Source organism: Bradyrhizobium sp. BR2003 (genome assembly GCF_009720285.1).
GTDB classification, from domain to species: domain Bacteria; phylum Pseudomonadota; class Alphaproteobacteria; order Rhizobiales; family Xanthobacteraceae; genus Bradyrhizobium; species Bradyrhizobium elkanii.
Genome location: NZ_SMYJ01000026.1, coordinates 276,318 through 293,427, shown reverse-complemented (window position 1 = coordinate 293,427; position 17,110 = coordinate 276,318). Strand labels below are relative to the sequence as shown.

Genomic DNA, 17,110 nt, shown 5'->3' with positions numbered 1-17,110 from the left:
TAGCCCGCATGAGCGAAGCGACATGCGGGGACGCTGCGGAGTACGGGATAGTCAGATACCGGCGCAACTTCATTCCTGGCGGTACGTTCTTCTTCACAGTCACGCTCGATGACCGGCGATCCGGCTTACTCGTGGATCATATCACGGCGTTGCGGGATGTGTTCGGTACCGCCCGTCGCGAACGTCCGTTCTCAGTCGATGCAGTGGTGGTGCTCCCCGATCACCTCCACGCGATCCTTACACTGCCGCAAGGCGATTCCGATTTTGCAGGTCGTTGGCGTCGGATCAAGGGACACTTCAGCAGCCGGTTGCTCGCTGCCTCGATAGAGCTGAAGCGTCGATCGAATGGTGATCTGGCGCTCTGGCAGCGGCGGTTTTGGGAGCACACAATCCGCGATGAAGATGACTTCGCGCGGCACGTTGATTACATCCATTTCAACCCAGTCAAGCATGGCTTGGTCCGGCGCGTGTGCGACTGGCGACATTCCTCGTTTCATCGGTATGTGAGGGAGGGCGTGCTGCCAATCGATTGGGCGGGTGATGCGGGAGAAGGCGGAAGTTTTGGCGAACGTCCTGAGTGAGGAGGGTTGGCGGATCTTCATTCGTAGCCCGCATGAGCGGAGCGACATGCGGGATGGTGGCCGACCTGATCCGATGATCGCATCGAGCGATGACCGGCGCTCCCGGATATCGCTTCGCTCATCCGGGCTACGAAAGTCGGCCGTTGTCGCGCATTGAGCGCATCGGCTTCGCGCGCGGTGCGCCCGGTCGCGTGCAGAGCGTTGCATCGTCGACACATTGACGCACTCACGCCGATGTTACCTTGCCAATCGCGCGTGATGCATTTATAAGCAGCGCTTCCTTACTCGAACCCGGGAGATGCGCATGAAGTCGCCTATTTCGCAGATCGCGCGCCCGCGTTCGACGGTGCTGGACGCCTTTACGCGTTAGCTCCCGGCGCTGATCGGGCCCGATCCCCGATCATCAAAACTTCCCAACAATCTATCGACAATTTCCAGCGGCGCTCGCGGTCGGATTCCGCCCGCACGTCGCCTCAGATGGAGCCGGCTCGCGCTGCAAAAGCGTGGCCGGAATGTGCCATGACCTCTCTGACGACCAAGCGGCCGGCCGCGATCCGGATCGTGCTTCCCTTTGTCTTCCGCCATTGGCTGGAACAGCCGCTCCGTGCCTCCGCGGTGACGGCGGGATTCCTCGGCGCAACCGCGGCCGACCTGTTCATGCCGGTGTTTTCCGGCCATCTGGTCGACGCGCTGACCGCGGGCGCCACCGATGCGGTCGCGCGCCATGCCGCGATGCTGGCGTTCGGCGCCATCGTCGGCCTCGGCGCGCTGTCGCTGGTGCTGCGGCTGGTCGGCATCCAGACCATCGTGCCGTTCACGCTGAAGACGATGTCCGATGTCGGGCAGCAGGCCTTCATGCGGGTGCAGCGCTTCTCGACCGACTGGCACGCCAATTCGTTCGCCGGCTCCACCGTGCGCAAGATCACGCGCGGCATGTGGGCGCTCGATTTGCTGAACGACACCATCCTGATGGCGCTGCTGCCGTCGGTCGTGGTGCTGGTCGGCTCGATGATCCTGCTCGGCGTGCATTGGCCGCAGCTCGGCGCGGTGATCGCGGTCGGCTCGGTGATCTATGTCGCGATGACCATGGCGTTCCAGGTGCGCTACGTCGCGCCGGCCGCGCGGGTTTCCAATGCGTGGGACACCAAGGTCGGCGGCACGCTGGCCGATGCCCTGACCTGCAACGCGGTGGTGAAGTCGTTCGGTGCGGAAGCGCGCGAGGACATCAGGCTCGACGGCGTCATCAGCCGCTGGCGGAGGCGGGTGCGGCGGACCTGGTTCCGCTACAACCACACCTCGACGGCGCAGCTCCTGGTGCTGCTGTGCTTCCGCGCTTCCGTGATCGGCGGTGCGATCCTGCTGTGGACGCAGGGCGCCGCGACGCCGGGCGACGTCACCTATGTGCTGACCAGCTACTACATCATCCATGCGTATCTGCGCGACGTTGGCATGCACATCAACAACCTGCAGCGTTCGGTCAACGACATGGAGGAGCTGGTGCAGATCCATGGCGAGCCGCTCGGCATCGTCGATGCGGATGACGCTGGGACGATCGACATCCAGGGCGGCCGCATCGTGTTCGACGACGTCACGTTCCACTATGGCGGCCATCGCCGGCCGCTCTATGACGGGCTTTCGGTCGACATCGACGCCGGCGAGCGGGTCGGCCTGGTCGGGCGCTCCGGCTCCGGCAAGACGACCTTCGTCAAGCTGGTGCAGCGGCTCTACGACGTCTCCGCTGGCCGGATCCTGATCGACGGTCAGGACATCGCCAGGGCAACGCAGCAATCGCTGCGCAGCCAGATCGCGATCGTGCAGCAGGAGCCGATCCTGTTCCACCGCACGCTGGCGGAGAACATCGCCTATGGCCGGCCGGGCGCCGGCATGGAGGCGATCGAGCAGGCGGCGCGGCTTGCCAATGCGCACGACTTCATCATGCGGCTGCCGAAGGGTTACGGCACTCTGGTGGGCGAGCGCGGCGTCAAGTTGTCGGGCGGCGAGCGGCAGCGCGTGGCGCTGGCGCGCGCCTTCCTGGCGGATGCGCCGATCCTGATCCTGGACGAGGCGACCTCGAGCCTCGATTCGGAATCGGAGGCGTTGATCCAGCAGGCGATGGAACGGCTGATGAAGGGCCGCACCTCGATCGTGATCGCGCACCGGCTGTCGACGGTACGCAGCATGGATCGCATCCTGGTGTTCGACCGCGGCGAGATCGTCGAGCAGGGCACGCATGAGGTGCTGGCCGCGCGTCCCGGCGGCATCTATCGCGGCCTGTTCGAGCGCCAGGCGACCGAGTTCGGCCAGGCCGCGGCTGAGTGAACGAAAGCGCGTGGCTGATGGACATTTGTCCTTCAGCCACGCGCGAATGCATTATTTCGGCGCCAGCCCGTTCCACACCAGTGCGACGCCGGACAGGAACAGCAGCAGCAGCACGACGTCGGAGAAATTGCGGTCGCTGAGCGCGTGATAGAGCCGCGCGCCGAGCCAGGCGCCGAGCAGCGTCCCCGGAAACGCGCACGCCACCAGCCAGATCAGCTCGGGCTTCACCAGGCCGCTTGCGATCTGCACGCAAAGCGCGGCGGCCAGGATCGTGAAGTTGAAGATCTGGAACACGCCGCGACGCTGCTGCTTGCCCCAGCCGCGCACGCTGGCCCACAGGATCGGCAGCGGGCCGGACAGTCCGGCGAGGCCGCCGAGGATGCCGCCGGCAAATCCGATCGCGCCGTCGGCCCATTTGCCGCCGAAGGCGATCGACATCGGCTTGCGCTGCAGGAACAACGCGGTCGGAAACACCAGCAGAAAGACGCCGATCGTCAGCTTGAAGACCTCGGGGTCTGCCTGCGCGATCAGCAGGATGCCGATCGGCACGCCCGCGAGGCCTGCGATGACGAACGGCCAGACCAGCCGGAAATCGATGCTCTTCCATATCGACGGCAGCGTCGAGAGCTGCGCGATGACCGAGCAGACCAGCACCAGCGGCACCGCGAGTGTCGGCGGCAGCACGTAGAGCCAGATGCCGAGCGCCATCAGCGCGGTGCCGAAGCCGGCAAGGCCGGAGACGAAACCGCCGGCAAGCGCGCCGAAGAACAGGATCGCATAGCTTGCCGTGGTCATCCTCATCTCGTTCTTATGATCGTTGCCGGGACGTTTACACGACGCAAGCTGTCGGTACACTTCAAAATCGCGGCTCATCAACGACAATCGGAACGGGAGCATCCCATGACTACGAATTCGCAAAAGACCTTTCTGGTCTGTCACGGCGCCTGGTCGGCAGGCTGGGTCTGGAAGAAGATGCATCCCCTGATGCAGGCCGCCGGGCATCGGCTGGTCACGCCGAGCTACACCGGGCTCGGTGAGCGCGCGCACCTTGCGCATCAAGGACTCGACCTCGAAGCGCATATCCAGGATGTGCTCAGCGTCATCAGTTACGAAGACCTGCGCGACATCGTGCTGATCGGGCACTCCTATGGCGGCATGGTCGCGACCGGCGTCGCCGACCGGGTGCGCGAGCGCATCGCGCAGATGATCTACATCGACGCCTTCGTTCCGCGCGACGGCCAGTCGCTGTTCGATCTCAACGAAGAGGCCGTCGAGACCATGCGTGAGTTCGCGAGCGACGGCGATGGCTGGCGGATTCCGCCGATGCCGGTGCCGCCGGACACGTCTCCCGCAGACGTCGAATGGCTGACCGCGCGGCGCGTCGACATGCCGATCAAATGCTTCGAGCAGAAATTGAGATTGAAGCACGGCGAGACCAGCCTGCCGCGCAGCTACATCTACGCCACCCGCGCCACGCAGGCCGACACGTTCGGCCAGTTCGCCAGGCGCATCAAAAACGAAGCCGGCTGGCGCTATTTCGAGATCGACGCCAGCCATTCGCCCAACGTCACCGCGCCGGAGGCGCTGATGGCGCTGCTGCAGGAGATTGCTGCCTAGTCCGGGGCGATGCTAGACATCGCACCCGGCATCCCGAGCTTCGCGGCGCATTGTTCTCGAAAACGTCGCGGCGCGATGGCCCGCAGGTGCGGGCTCTCCGCCAGGTAGCGCGGTCCGCACGCATGCCCTGCGATCAGTCGGCGCTGGCCTTTTCCCGCATCGCCGCCTGCAGTTTTTTGATGTCCGCGGGCGTCAGTTGCGGCCGGTCGACCTTGATCGTGAGTTTGTTGAGCTTGGCCGTCAAGGGGAATGGAGGCTTGTAGTCTGCATCGTTCACGCCCGTGAGCGTGTCGGAGCCGATGTCGAAGCTCTCGTCCCATTGCAGGATCATCGGCAGCGTCTTCTCCATCTTCCGGCTGGCAACCGTCTTGCCATCGACCTTCAGCGTGCCGGTGCCGGGCTGAGCGAGGCCGCTGAAATCGTTGTACGCGAGCGTGCCGGCACCAATGCCGTCGTATTTGAAATCGAACTCAACCGTGTGCCGGCCCGGCGACAGCGCATCAGAGCCCTCCCACCTGATGCGTTCGAGATCGACCATGTTCCAGAGGAAGACCGGCTTGCCCTGCAGCAGGTAGAAGCCATAGCCGGCGAAGCGGCCTCCCGAAGTCAAGATCATGCCTTCGGCGCCGCCCTGCGGCACATCAATGTCCGCGGTGATCGTGTACGAGGTATTGAGCAGCGCCGGCGAATCCCCCTGCGGCAGTCCCGTCATCGGCCGCGTGTACACGAATTCCTTGCGGCCGGCGGTGATGTTCGGGCGCGGTGCCACGATGCGGGCCGCGACTGAAGCATCGAGCGGGAAGACTTGATACTTCCTGGCTTCTGAAACGAACTTCTGTCGCATCGCCTTGACCTTCTGAGGGTTCTGCGCCGCGATGTCCTCGGTCTGGCTGAAGTCGTTGTTCAGGTTGTAGAGCTGGAAGACCTGATTGTTGAGCGGGTCCGGGTTGGCCGGGCCGAACGTCTGCCAGGGCGCGCGGTTGACTTTGGTGGAGAGCATCCAGCCCTCGTCATAGAGAGCCCATTGGCCGAACATCTCGAAGTACTGGGTCTTGTGACGCGACGCGGTCTTCGCGTTCGCCGCGTCGAACGTGTAGGCGAAGCTCGTGCCTTCGATCGGTGCCTGCTTGATGCCGTCGACGACTTCTGGCGCGCGGATGCCCGCGGCCTCGAGGATCGTGGGGACGACGTCGATCACATGCACGAACTGCTCGCGCAAGGCTCCCTTGTCCTTGATGCGTGCCGGCCACGACACCACCATGTTCTGGTTGATGCCGCCGAGCCTGGAAGCGTTCTGCTTGAACCAGTCGAACGGGGTATCAAATGCCCATGACCAGCCGGCCGACATGTGGTTGTAGGTCTGTTCGGTGCCCCAGACGTCGTAGAACTTCATCTGCACGTCTGCCGGCAGCTCGTTCAGGCCGTTGAAGAACGCAACTTCGTTTGGCGTGCCGAGCGGTCCGCCTTCCGCGCTGGTGCCGTTGTCGCCGTTGATGTAGATGACAAGCGTGTTGTCGAGCCTGCCGAGGTCCTGGAATTGCTGGATCACGCGGCCAATCTCGTGGTCGCTATAGGCGGCGTAGGCGGCAAAGACCTCGACCTGACGGATGAAGAGCTTTTTCTCCACGGGGCTCAACTGGTCCCACGGCTTCAGCATCTCCTTGGGCCATGGTGCGAGCCTGGTGTTGTTGGGAACGACGCCGAGCCGCTTCTGGTTCTCGAGGATGCGCTCGCGCAGCTTCTCGTAGCCATCGTCGAACAGATGCATCGCGCTGATCTTGTCGACCCACTCCTTGGTGGGGTGGTGCGGCGCGTGGGTGGCGCCGGGCGCGTATTTGATGAAGAGCGGTTTCGACGGGTCGGTCTGGTGCATCCGTGTCATCCAATCGATGGCGTCGTCCGCCATCGCGGTGACGAGGTTCCAGGTGCCGGGCGGCTTGCCCTGGAACGGATAAATCTGCGTCGTGTTACGGAAGAGGTTGGGCTCCCACTGGTTGGCGTCGCCGCCGACGAAGCCATAGAAATACTCGAAGCCCATGCCGACCGGCCATTGGTCGAACGGCCCGAGCTGGCTGGCGGTGTAGACCGGGGTGTTGTGCTCTTTGCCGAACCACGAAGTGGCGTAGCCGTTGTCGAGCAGGATTCGACCGATTGTCGCTTTATCCTTGCCGATAATGCTGTTGTAGCCCGGGAAGCCGGTCGACTGCTCGGAGACCACGCCGAAGCCCGCCGAATGGTGATTGCGTCCGGTGATCAGCGCCGCGCGGGTCGGCGAGCAAAGGGCGGTGGAGAAGACGCGGTTGTAGCGCAGGCCGTCATTCGCGATGCGGTCCATCGTCGGCGTCGGGATGACGCCGCCAAAGGTGCTCGGCACGCCGAAACCGGCGTCGTCGGTGATGATCAGGAGCACGTTCGGTGCGTCCCTGGGCGGGACGACACGCGACGGCCACCACGGCTTCGACTGCAGGGCGCCGTCCTTGATAATGCCGCCGAACTTGGGATCGGGTGGCGGAAGCTGCCTTCCGTCGATCGCTGCCGTGGCGCCGGGCGAGCCCGGCGCAGCGGTGTTTTGCTGGGCTAGCGCCGAAGTGGAGATGAGCAATCCAAGAGTAAGAGCCGACACAGCTTTCGAGCAATACATGGTGACGCTCCCAATTCAAAAAATATCGGCAACGTCATCTGTCGCGGCGGTCGTAACATTGATGTATATCAAGCCGGAAAGCGCGCGCGAAGATTGGAGCAGTCCCGACTAGGTCAGCGGCATTGACCAATGCCGCTGAAATGCCTCGCTGAAATCAATCAGCCACTTGTTTGCCCGGGTTATGCACCGCGCGCGTCGCGGACGGCCTGAGCCACCTTTGTCGCCTGCGACACGCGTCCGATCTTCGCGCCTGCTATGACCTTTCGCCGGCGTTCGCTTGGCTTCGGCGCCATGCCTTCGTCCGCGGTGGCTCCAGCCGAGGGACGAGTTGTGAAGTTCGCGGCCCGGTGCAGTGCGAGGGCCTTTCGAGCCGCTTCGACATGTGCCGTCCGGGCTGCCAAATTGTGCTGACGCCGGAGCTCCGTGTTCACCCGTTTCAGCGCCGCTGCGAAGACCTGCTTACGCTCTGAAGCATGCTTGGCGGTTCCCGGAAAGCTCGTCCCGCGAGCCTCAGCCTTTCCGCGGCTCTCTCGTTGCTTTTGGCGGCCGACCGTTCGCTCCTTGTCGCGCATCTTGCGCAAGCGGGGTCGCATGGCCTCGAGCTCAGCCACCTCGACGCCGTAGATGGCGGGATGATGCGTCAGACGGATCGCCTCATATTCTTCATGGCTGAGGATGCTACGTTCGAACTTGCCGGCGACCGACATTCCTATTCCTCCTTTTGATCTTCTTGAGTTGCCTTGCTCCAGCGTCAAGGCACAGTGGCCCCTACTTTTCTGCTTCGTCATCCTTGAGACGAATCCCCTCAGCCCGCAGAGCCGCAAAGAGGGCCGCGATATCTTCAGGCTCCATATTGTTGGGGCACATCCCGTTCAGTTGCTCGGTTGTGATCGTGCCGCTGCTCCTGGCGATGTCCCTTGCCTTCGCCATGATCTTCTGAAGGTCCATCTGCGATCCTCCGCGAGGGACACACTCTACGCCCGCCACCGATGCATGTCGCCTTCCAAGAAACGCGAGCCTGCGGCTGCACTGACGCGGTCGGTCCGCTTCGCTTCGAGTTGAGACAATTTCGTTCGAAGTGTGCCATCGGAACTGGGCAGCGACCGCAACTTTGTCTCGCATGTTCGGTTAAACTGCGACATAATCAGGGCCTCGCGTGCTGGTGAGCATGGACTCATGAACCGCAGCCCCGTGCTCGTAGACCTGGCGCTTCAAGGTGGGGGATCGCACGGTGCGTTCACGTGGGGTGTCCTGGATCGGCTTCTCGAAGAGTCATGGTTTCAGATTGCGGGCATATCGGGGACATCGGCCGGAGCGATGAACGCAGCCGTGCTGGCGGATGGCTGGACCGCGGGCGGCGCTGCCGGCGCACGCGAAGCGCTTGAAAAATATTGGCGAAGCGTCTCGCGCGCCGCCGCATTCAGCCCGTTGCAACGGTCGCCGCTCGACCGCCTGATGGGACGCTGGTCGCTTGACAGCTCCCCGGCCTATCTCTTCACCGATTTGATGTCGCGGATGCTTTCACCCTACGACCTCAATCCTCTTGGCTTCAATCCGCTCCGCGACATATTGAACGACAGCATCGATTTCGAGCGTCTTGCACGCGCGCCGATCAAGCTCTTCATCACCGCCACGCGCGTGCGTACCGGCCGCGGACGGATTTTTCGCAACGCCGAGATTACCGCGGATGTCCTGCTTGCGTCGGCTTGCCTGCCAACGATGTTTCGCGCGATCGAGATCGATGGCGAGCCCTATTGGGACGGCGGCTATGCGGGTAATCCCACGATTACGCCGCTCGTTCGCGAGACCGACGCGCGCGACACCGTCGTCGTCCAGATCAACCCGACCGAGCGTCCGGAGCAGCCGCGTACGGCCGCCGACATTCTCAACCGGCTTAACGAGATCTCATTCAACTCACCGCTGGCAAAGGAGCTGCGGATGATCGCGTTGCTTCGCCAGGTCGCCGACCCCGGTACCGGGGAGGGCGCCCGCTGGGCGCAGATGAAGACGCACCGGATCAAGAGCGACATGCTTGCGACGTTCGGTTCGTCATCCAAGCTTAATGCCGAATGGGCGTTCGTGGCCAAGCTGCACGAGGAAGGGCGGCGAGCCGCCGGCGAATTCCTCGACGCGCATGGCGCCGATCTCGGTGAGCGTTCGACGGCAGATCTCGATATTCTGCTGACGGAGTGCTGAGACGATGGGTCTTCTCGGCATTCTCGTCGGGCTTGGGCTGCTGGTCTGTCTTGCTTTCCGCGGCTGGAGCGTGCTGCTGCTTGCGCCGCTCTGTGCGCTGGTGGCCGCAGCCTTCGGTGGCGAGCCGCTGCTTGCCAACTGGACGCAGACCTTCATGGGTAGTGCGTCGGAGTTTCTCGCGCAGTTCTTTCCTATTTTTCTGCTTGGCGCCGTGTTCGGAAAGCTCATGGATGACAGCGGCGCGGTCGCTGCGGTCGCGGGCTTCATCTCCCGGTGCCTGGGCGAACGCCGGGTCATCCTCGCGGTCGTGCTCGCAGGCGCACTGGTCACCTACGGCGGCGTCAGCCTGTTCGTCGCCTTCTTTGTCATCGTTCCGATGGCGCAGTCGCTGTTTCGCACGGCGGGGATTCCACGTCGTCTGGTACCGGCGGCGGTCATTCTCGGGACTTCGACCTTCACCATGTCGGCGCTGCCGGGCACGCCGTCGATACAGAATGCGATACCGATGCCTTTCTTCGGCACGACCCCCTTTGCCGCACCGGGCCTCGGCGTTGTCGCATCGATCATCATGCTGGGCGTCGGGCTGTGGTGGCTTCTTCGCGCGGAGAAAGCAGCGCGTCGTGCAAAGGAGGGTTATGGCGACGAGCCGCCGGTTCCGGCGGATGCAGCCGACGACGAGCTGTTGCGCGAGCGGGCTACGACGGCGCGAGAATTCGACCCGGCGGAGCTCCGCCGCGGACATCACAGCAGCGCCGCCGTCCCGATTTTCAACGCCATCCTTCCCCTGATCGTCGTCGTCGCCGTCAATCTGGTGATGTCGCTTGTTGTGCTGCCTCGGCTTGATTTCTCGTTCCTGGCCGAACAGCGGTGGGGAAATACATCGCTGGCTGCCGTGGCCGGTGTATGGTCGGTTGTCGTGGCGTTGGCCGGAGCGATCGTGACGGTCATCCTCTGCAACTGGACGCGGTTGCCCGCACTACGACGAACCATGGATGCGGGTGCCAACGCGTCGGTCCTGCCGGCCCTGAGCGTCGCAAGCCTTGTCGGATTCGGCGCCGTTATCGCCTCGCTTCCCGCTTTCGGCGTGGTGCGGGACTGGGTATTACAAATTGAGGGCGGCCCATTGGTGTCGCTCGCGGTCGCGACGAACATCCTCGCCGCGCTGACGGGATCGGCTTCCGGCGGCTTGACGATCGCGCTCGATGCGTTGGGCCAGACTTATATGCACCTTGCCGCGGAGGCGGGTATTGACCCCGGCCTGTTGCATCGCGTCGCGGTGATCGGCTCGGGAACACTGGACATTTTGCCTCACAACGGCGCGGTCGTCAGCCTGCTTGCGATCTGTGGGCTCAAGCATCGCGACAGCTATCTCGACATTGTCATGGTCGGCATTGCGAGTTCCGTTATCGCGCTCGTAGCGGTGATTGCGATCGGCACCGCTTTCGGGTCGTTCTGACGCAAGGATGATGGGTCGGCTCTGCCGGCCGCAAGGCGAGCCCGGCTGGAATGACGGTCACCTGAAAATGGCGAGGGGCCCGGCGTGTTGCGCCGAGCCCCTCATGGTCCATCTAAGCAAGACGCGTTTTCTTGATGCGAACCGGAACTCCACTTCGCTCGAAAACGATTTAGAATATCAGCCGGCCTGTAAGCCGGGTTCTGTAGGGCACCATTCTTGCGAATGATGCGCGACGGCCATTCCTCTGGGACAAGGTTTGCACCTTGCCTCCGGCAACCTACCCGGACAGCGGGCCTGACATCGCCCTGCGGTGTTATCGCGCATGCGCGAACTAACCGCGTTGCCGTCCCTATTCGGTTTTGCTCCCGGTGTGGTTTGCCATGCCGTCTCCGTTGCCGGAAACGCGGTGCGCTCTTACCGCACCTTTTCACCCTTACTTCCTCCGAGGAGGGAGCGGTTCGTTCTCTGTGGCACTTTCCCTGGGGTCGCCCCCGCCGGATGTTATCCGGCACCGCATGTCGATGGAGCCCGGACTTTCCTCCCCCGCGGCCTTTCGGCGCTTGCGGGAGCGGCCGTCCGGCCGACTGACGGCGTACGCATGCGGGCTTTGGCCGCCCGCGTCAAGCGATTGCGATGGTTAACCCTTGGCGTGGCGCCTAGCCGGTCTTCGATTTTGACATTCGCAGAGCAGGGGCCTTTGATATCGATTTGATCGATTCAAAGGTCGAGGCGCCATGGATACCGAACTGGCCCGGACGTTCCTGACGGTGGTCAGCGCCGGCAACTTCATCACCGCGGCGGAGCGGCTGCATGTCAGCCAGTCGACCGTCAGCACCCGCATCCACACGCTCGAGCAGCAGCTCGGCTGCGTGCTGTTCGTGCGTAACAAGGCTGGCACCACGCTGACGCCGGCAGGCCGGCGGTTTCAGCGCCACGCCTCGGTGCTGGTCCGCACCGTCGAGCAGGCGCGCCATGACGTCGGCATCCCCAAGGGATTTTCCGCGACGCTGGTCGTGGGCGGCCGCATCGGCCTTTGGGAAGAATATCTGCTGCGCTGGCTGCCGCTGATGACGCGGGCGCATCCCGACATCTCGATCCGCGCCGAGAGCGCGCTCGAGCCCGAGCTGATGCAGGGGCTGGTCGAGGGACGCATCGATATCGGCGTGATGTACACGCCGCAGAGCCGCCCCGGCCTCAAGGTCGAGCAGCTGTTCGAGGAGCAGCTCATCCTGGTGTCGACCGATCCGAAGAGCGTACCGGAGCCGGGGCCGGGCTATGTCTATGTCGATTGGGGACCCGAATTCTACGCGCGTCATTCTACGCTGTTTCCGAATTTCGCCGGGCCCGCGCTGACGGTGAACATCGGCTGGCTCGGCTTGCAGCATCTCTTGGAGAATGGCGGCTCCGGATTCTTTGCGCGCCGTATCGTGGAGCCGCTCCTGAAGGCGCGGCGGCTGCACGCCGTCGCCGGCGCACCTGGCTTTGCGATGCCGGCCTATGTCGCCTATCCGGCTGACAGCCAGGACGATCATCTGGCGCGCGCGGTCGAGACCATGCATCGGCTTGCCGCATCCCAGGTCAATACGAGCGCGGACCTCCCGCGGGCGAGGCCTGCCACGCGGCGGCGGCGCTGACCGCGATTGCTATCGGCATCACCGATCAGTCCCATCGGTTTTCTTCGCTTGTCAGCGCAGACATCCGCGTTCACAGCAGGATGGCGTCAGCAGGAGGTCAACGATGGATATTGCGGCAGAAGTGGGAGAGGCGTTGCTCAAGGGCGCCTCCGACGCGATCGTTGCGACCGATGCCGAAGGCCGCATCACCTTGTGGAATCCCGGCGCGGTCAGGCTGTTCGGCTTCAGCGCCGAGGAGGCGATCGGACAATCGCTCGATTTGATCATTCCGGAGAATCTGCGCGCGCGTCACTGGGCCGGCTTCCGCCACACGATGGCGACCGGGACGAGCCGCTACGGTCAGGGCGATCTGCTGTCGGTGCCGGCGCTGACCAGGCACGGCACGCGCATCTCCGTCGAATTCACCATCGCGATGCTGCACGATGCGGCGCACAAGGTCGCCGGCACCGTCGCGGTGATGCGTGACGTGACCAAGCGTTTCGAGGAACTCAAGGAGTTGCGGCGCCGCGCCGCGCAGCAGGCCGGGACATCGTGATGACGCCGGCCATGAGGTGACCGCTATTTCCCCGATCGCAGGCGGGTCTCCGCTAGCGCGGTCACGAGGCCGATGACCAGCATCGTGGCGACGATGTCGGCTTCCGCGCCGAAACCAAATGCGATCACCGTCGCTGCGGCAACCGCCGCAAGGATCGCGATGGTCAGCCCTTCGTCGGCGATAAGCTGACGCAGCGCCTTCAGGCGCGTGGTGCCCCGTTGCATTGCACGCTCACACGCCGAGCGGATTGCCGCCCGCGGCGATGGTCGAGGCGACCTGACTGGCGTGGTGGCGCGGTTTCGCCACGATCCGGCTGCGCAGGATCCGGTACAGCATCGACAGCAAGAGCCGGGAAAGGCGCGTTGCTGTTTGCGGCAATGGTGTCATGGCGAGTCCTCCGGGCATCCCTACCCAAGGCTACGCGCTGCCATGAATTTAACAAACGAATAATACTGGCGGTTACTATCGGATTATCCGATATAACCCGGCGCCGCGGCCCGCCGGGGCATTCACGCCGGGCGGCCAAAATAATTTATCCTGACGATGTCGTTCTGCGTGTCGCCCGTTCGACTGGGTGTCGGCAATCCAGCCGATCAAGAGGAGTTCTCAAGATGCAATATCTGTTGCTGATCTACCGGAGCGACGCGGAGTATGGCCGTATGAATCCCGACGACCGCAAGGCCCTGTCGGCGGAGTATGCGGTCTACACCCAGTCCATCATCCAGAGCGGACACTTCAAGGCGGGAGACGGGCTGCAGCCGGTGTCGACCGCGACCACCGTGCGGGTGCGCGACGGCAAGACGCTGACGACCGACGGGCCGTTTGCGGAAACCCGCGAACAACTCGGCGGCTACTATCTCGTCGATGCCAAGGATCTCGACACCGCGCTCGGCCTTGCGGCGCGGATTCCCGGCGCCAAGACCGGCTCGATCGAAGTCAGGCCGGTGATGATCTACGACAACTGATGCTTCGTCGTTCCGGGGCGCGCGAAGCGCGAACCCGGAACCTCGAGATTCCGGGTTCGATGCTTCGCATCGCCCCGGAATGACGGTTCCTCATCAGGCGCGAGCATGACCCCCAGCCAGATCGAAAAAGTGTTTCGCGACGAGGCGGGCCGGGCGCTCGCAACGCTGATCCGGCTCGTCGGCGATTTCGATCTGGCCGAGGATTCACTTCAGGATGCCTTCGCGGTGGCGCTGCAGCGCTGGCCGATCGGCGAGTTCCCCTCCAATCCGCGCGCCTGGCTGGTCAATGTCGGCCGCAACAAGGCGATCGACCGCGTCCGCCGCGCGGCGACGTTTCGCGGCAAGCAGCAGGAGCTGACGCATCAAATCCTGCTCGATGCGGAGTCCTCGCCCGAGCCGGCCGATGCAACGCTCGACGACGACATGCTGCGGCTGATCTTCACCTGCTGCCATCCGTCCTTTGCCGCCGAGGTCCAGGTCGTGCTGACCTTGCGCACGGTGTGCGGGCTGACGACGGTCGAGGTCGCGCGCGCCTTCCTGGTGAGCGAGGACGCCATGGCGCAGCGCCTCTTGCGCGCCAAGCAAAAGATAAAACTCGCCGGCATTCCCTATGAGGTGCCCGAGCGCGAGGCGCTGGAGCCGCGCCTCACCGGCGTGCTCGCCGTGATCTACCTCGTCTTCACCGAAGGTTATGCGGCGACCGCCGGCGAGGATCTGATGCGGCCCGATCTCGCGCGCGAGGCGATCCGGCTGGCGCGGCTGATCGATGCGCTGATACCGGCGCGTGGCGAGATCAAGGGACTCTTGGCGCTGATGCTGCTGCATGATGCGCGGCGCGCCGGCCGCCAGACCGCCGGCGGCGATATCGTGCTGCTCGAGGAGCAGGACCGTTCGCTGTGGGATTTCCAGCAGATCGCCGAAGGCCTCGAACTGGTCGAGGAGGCGCTGCGCATGCCGGGCCGGCCGCAGTCCTATGCCGTGCAGGCCGCGATCGCCGCGCTGCACGCGCGGGCGCCGAGTTACAAGGACACCGACTGGCCGCAGATCGCCGGTCTCTATGAGGTCCTGCTGCGCATCAGCCCGTCGCCGGTGATCGAGCTCAATCACGCTGCCGCGGTGTCGATGGTCGACGGCCCGGCGCGCGCGCTCGACCTGATCGACGCGCTGGACGCGCGCGGCACTTTGAAGGGATATGACCAGCTGCCCGCGGTGCGCGCCGATCTCCTGCGCCGCCTCGGCCGCAAGGACGAAGCGCGGCAGGCCTATCTCGCTGCAACAGCAGCCACGCAACTCGAACCGCTGCGGCGGCTTTATGCGCGGCGGATTGCCGAGATGGGGTGACGCACCCCGTCTCGTGCGTGGCCAGTGGCGGCGCGCAATTCATCCACGATGATCAGCGCGCCGTGCGGCGTTGAGCGTGCTTAGTACCCTGTCTTTGCCTTGGCGCCGGTGCTCGATTGCCCGGTCGTCGTCCCCTTCGACATGCCGGTCGTGGTGCCGGGTGCCATCTTCTTTTGCGCGTGATGGACCTTCTGGGTCTTGTGATGGGTCGACGACATCGTCTTGCTTTGGGTCGACATAGCGCCAGCGGCTGCCGGAGCGACAATGAGGCCGACGGCGGCAGCTCCTGCGATCAGTGCTTTGAACATGGACGAATCTCCACTCGGACCGCCCCAGCTACAAAGACCGCATATGCCGAAAAGTTCCAACGTGCATGCACACTTGGCCGGAAAAAGCACGGCTCGTCGCAGTGACGGACGGAGGCGAGCCTAGCGCGACGCGACCACTGCCGCCGCATCCGGCGGCAGGCTCTCGAGCAGCGCGTGCAGTGTCGCCATGGTGGAGTGGTCGGCGATCCCGTCGATACGCTCCGGGCGGAAGTGGCGCTGGAAGGCGGTGACGACCTCCATGGTCGGGCCGTCGAACTTGCCGTTGGTCGGGATGTTGTAGCCGTAGCGCCGGAACGCGGCCTGCATGTTGGAGACGTTGTCGCTGATCGCACCGAGCTGCAGCGCGTCGCCGCGCACGATCGGCGCCGGCTGCACCCAGTGCCCAACGCCGGAATTGGCCAGCGAGTGCCACGGGAATTTCTCGCCGGGATCCTTCTTGCGCGCCGGCGCCACGTCGGAATGGCCGAGCACGCGATGCGGGACGATCTTGCGGCGAAGCATGATGCCGCGGCACAGCGCGATCACCGCCGCGATCTGGCGCAGTGGAAAGTCCGGATAGCCCCAATCGTGACCGCGATTGACGATCTCGACGCCGATCGAGCAGGAGTTGATGTCGTCCTCGCCGGCCCACGCCGACACGCCGGCGTGCCAGGCGCGCTTGCTCTCCGGCACGCACTGCACGATGCGGCCGTCCTCGAGCACGATGTAGTGCGCCGAGACCTCGGTGCCGGCCGTGCAGAGCTGGGTGATCGCGCCCTCGACATCGGGCATGCCGGTGTAGTGCAGCACGATCATGTCGGGTTGCCGGCCATTGGCGCGATCGCCGAAGTTCGCCGACGGGATCACGTCGGAGGCGATCGAGGAATCCGGCGTGAACGTCTTCGCGTCCGCCACCCCCTTTGGAACAGGGAGGGCGCGCTGACGCTTCGGATCAGCGTTGCCGGACGAAGACGAACTTGAAGCCATACGAATCACTCAAACCCGAACCAGGAGAAAGCATTTTGACATATGGATAAACAAATAGGCGTTTACTATTCCTTTACCGTGCGGGCTGCGCAATCGACCCTGCCGGTTCCACGATGCGCCGCGCAATTGAGCCCGGAGTGAGTCTCGAGGGTATCACTCGAATGCGGATCAAAGGCGCGCGGTTCCGCTAACCGATCATCAACGTTTTCTTAACGTTAAGTGCCGTTACTGAGAGGTGAAGTGCCGAACCGGTTTCGGGGGGACGGCCAAATGACGCTGAGCCCCGCTGTTTGCGCGAAATCCCATGGAAACCCTCCCAATTCCGGTCGGATATCAGGATTTGCGGCCGAGGACGGGAGTTGGCGCTGGCGTCACGCAGCGGCTTTTTCACGCGTTTTCAAGCGAAGTGGATACCGGTTCGCGTGAAGAAGACGCGTCAAGACAGGAATCCGGAGCTCCCTTCCGATCGAATCGGAACGGAGAAGGCTCCGGGCGCGAGGATTCGAGGCGCAATGAGTCGGCGCGCACCC

At 64.0% G+C, this 17,110-nt stretch carries 17 protein-coding genes and 1 other RNA gene; 9 read left to right on the top strand and 9 right to left on the bottom strand.

Annotated features, from left to right (window positions below):
- Nucleotides 1-47: 47 nt before the first annotated feature.
- Nucleotides 48-581: an REP-associated tyrosine transposase gene (locus E2I15_RS20390; RefSeq protein ID WP_137480635.1), complete on the top strand. Its 534-nt coding sequence runs from the start codon at nucleotides 48-50 to the stop codon at nucleotides 579-581.
- A 519-nt stretch (nucleotides 582-1,100) separates the two neighbouring features.
- Nucleotides 1,101-2,900 carry an ABC transporter ATP-binding protein gene (locus E2I15_RS20385; protein ID WP_137480570.1) on the top strand — a complete coding sequence of 600 codons (1,800 nt, stop codon included), beginning with the start codon at nucleotides 1,101-1,103 and terminating at the stop codon, nucleotides 2,898-2,900.
- A gap of 51 nt (nucleotides 2,901-2,951) precedes the next feature.
- Here E2I15_RS20385 and E2I15_RS20380 read toward each other — a convergent pair whose 3' ends face one another.
- Nucleotides 2,952-3,695: a sulfite exporter TauE/SafE family protein gene (locus E2I15_RS20380; RefSeq protein ID WP_137480572.1), complete on the bottom strand. Its 744-nt coding sequence runs from the start codon at nucleotides 3,693-3,695 to the stop codon at nucleotides 2,952-2,954.
- Nucleotides 3,696-3,800: 105 nt separating this feature from the next.
- Here E2I15_RS20380 and E2I15_RS20375 point away from each other — a divergent pair, with 105 nt between their 5' ends.
- Nucleotides 3,801-4,517, top strand: coding sequence for an alpha/beta fold hydrolase (locus E2I15_RS20375; protein WP_137480574.1), 717 nt, complete (start codon nucleotides 3,801-3,803; stop codon nucleotides 4,515-4,517).
- Nucleotides 4,518-4,650: 133 nt separating this feature from the next.
- On the opposite strand, the gene E2I15_RS20370 is transcribed toward E2I15_RS20375, so the two are convergent.
- The 3 genes from E2I15_RS20370 to E2I15_RS20360 all read right to left on the bottom strand — a co-directional run bounded on the left by E2I15_RS20370 (nucleotide 4,651) and on the right by E2I15_RS20360 (nucleotide 8,106).
- Entirely contained in the window at nucleotides 4,651-7,158 is a 2,508-nt protein-coding gene (locus tag E2I15_RS20370) for an arylsulfatase (RefSeq protein ID WP_170991630.1), read from the bottom strand.
- Nucleotides 7,159-7,337: 179 nt separating this feature from the next.
- Complete coding sequence (locus tag E2I15_RS20365; protein WP_155262472.1) at nucleotides 7,338-7,865, bottom strand: hypothetical protein; 528 nt, start codon at nucleotides 7,863-7,865, stop codon at nucleotides 7,338-7,340.
- 61 nt (nucleotides 7,866-7,926) lie between these two features.
- Nucleotides 7,927-8,106: a hypothetical protein gene (locus E2I15_RS20360; RefSeq protein WP_137480576.1), complete on the bottom strand. Its 180-nt coding sequence runs from the start codon at nucleotides 8,104-8,106 to the stop codon at nucleotides 7,927-7,929.
- A gap of 228 nt (nucleotides 8,107-8,334) precedes the next feature.
- On the opposite strand from E2I15_RS20360, the gene E2I15_RS20355 reads away from it, so the two are divergent.
- A complete protein-coding gene (locus tag E2I15_RS20355; protein ID WP_137480578.1) occupies nucleotides 8,335-9,354 on the top strand; it encodes a patatin-like phospholipase family protein in 1,020 nt (339 codons plus the stop codon).
- Nucleotides 9,355-9,358: 4 nt separating this feature from the next.
- Nucleotides 9,359-10,810: a GntP family permease gene (locus E2I15_RS20350; RefSeq protein WP_137480580.1), complete on the top strand. Its 1,452-nt coding sequence runs from the start codon at nucleotides 9,359-9,361 to the stop codon at nucleotides 10,808-10,810.
- Between the two features lie 173 nt (nucleotides 10,811-10,983).
- Here the strand turns inward: E2I15_RS20350 and rnpB are convergent.
- Nucleotides 10,984-11,398: RNase P RNA component class A (gene rnpB / locus E2I15_RS20345), an RNA gene on the bottom strand.
- A 146-nt stretch (nucleotides 11,399-11,544) separates the two neighbouring features.
- On the opposite strand from rnpB, the gene E2I15_RS20340 reads away from it, so the two are divergent.
- Complete coding sequence (locus tag E2I15_RS20340) at nucleotides 11,545-12,444, top strand: LysR family transcriptional regulator (protein ID WP_137480582.1); 900 nt, start codon at nucleotides 11,545-11,547, stop codon at nucleotides 12,442-12,444.
- A 103-nt stretch (nucleotides 12,445-12,547) separates the two neighbouring features.
- Nucleotides 12,548-12,979, top strand: a complete 432-nt coding sequence (locus tag E2I15_RS20335) for a PAS domain S-box protein (RefSeq protein WP_137480584.1) — start codon at nucleotides 12,548-12,550, stop codon at nucleotides 12,977-12,979.
- 23 nt (nucleotides 12,980-13,002) lie between these two features.
- Here the strand turns inward: E2I15_RS20335 and E2I15_RS20330 are convergent, their stop codons facing one another.
- On the bottom strand, nucleotides 13,003-13,203 hold the full coding sequence (locus tag E2I15_RS20330) for a hypothetical protein (RefSeq protein WP_137480586.1): 201 nt from the start codon (nucleotides 13,201-13,203) through the stop codon (nucleotides 13,003-13,005).
- A 7-nt stretch (nucleotides 13,204-13,210) separates the two neighbouring features.
- Entirely contained in the window at nucleotides 13,211-13,366 is a 156-nt protein-coding gene (locus tag E2I15_RS38790) for a hypothetical protein (RefSeq protein WP_170991631.1), read from the bottom strand.
- A gap of 224 nt (nucleotides 13,367-13,590) precedes the next feature.
- On the opposite strand from E2I15_RS38790, the gene E2I15_RS20325 reads away from it, so the two are divergent.
- A complete protein-coding gene (locus E2I15_RS20325) occupies nucleotides 13,591-13,944 on the top strand; it encodes a YciI family protein (protein ID WP_137480588.1) in 354 nt (117 codons plus the stop codon).
- A gap of 105 nt (nucleotides 13,945-14,049) precedes the next feature.
- Nucleotides 14,050-15,285 carry an RNA polymerase sigma factor gene (locus E2I15_RS20320; protein WP_137480589.1) on the top strand — a complete coding sequence of 412 codons (1,236 nt, stop codon included), beginning with the start codon at nucleotides 14,050-14,052 and terminating at the stop codon, nucleotides 15,283-15,285.
- Between the two features lie 80 nt (nucleotides 15,286-15,365).
- Here E2I15_RS20320 and E2I15_RS20315 read toward each other — a convergent pair whose 3' ends face one another.
- Together E2I15_RS20315 and E2I15_RS20310 are read right to left on the bottom strand one after the other, a co-directional pair.
- Nucleotides 15,366-15,593 (bottom strand): hypothetical protein, encoded by a 228-nt coding sequence (locus E2I15_RS20315; protein ID WP_016840052.1) that lies wholly within the window; start codon nucleotides 15,591-15,593, stop codon nucleotides 15,366-15,368.
- 120 nt (nucleotides 15,594-15,713) lie between these two features.
- Complete coding sequence (locus E2I15_RS20310; protein WP_155262471.1) at nucleotides 15,714-16,580, bottom strand: N-acetylmuramoyl-L-alanine amidase; 867 nt, start codon at nucleotides 16,578-16,580, stop codon at nucleotides 15,714-15,716.
- Nucleotides 16,581-17,110: the final 530 nt, after the last annotated feature.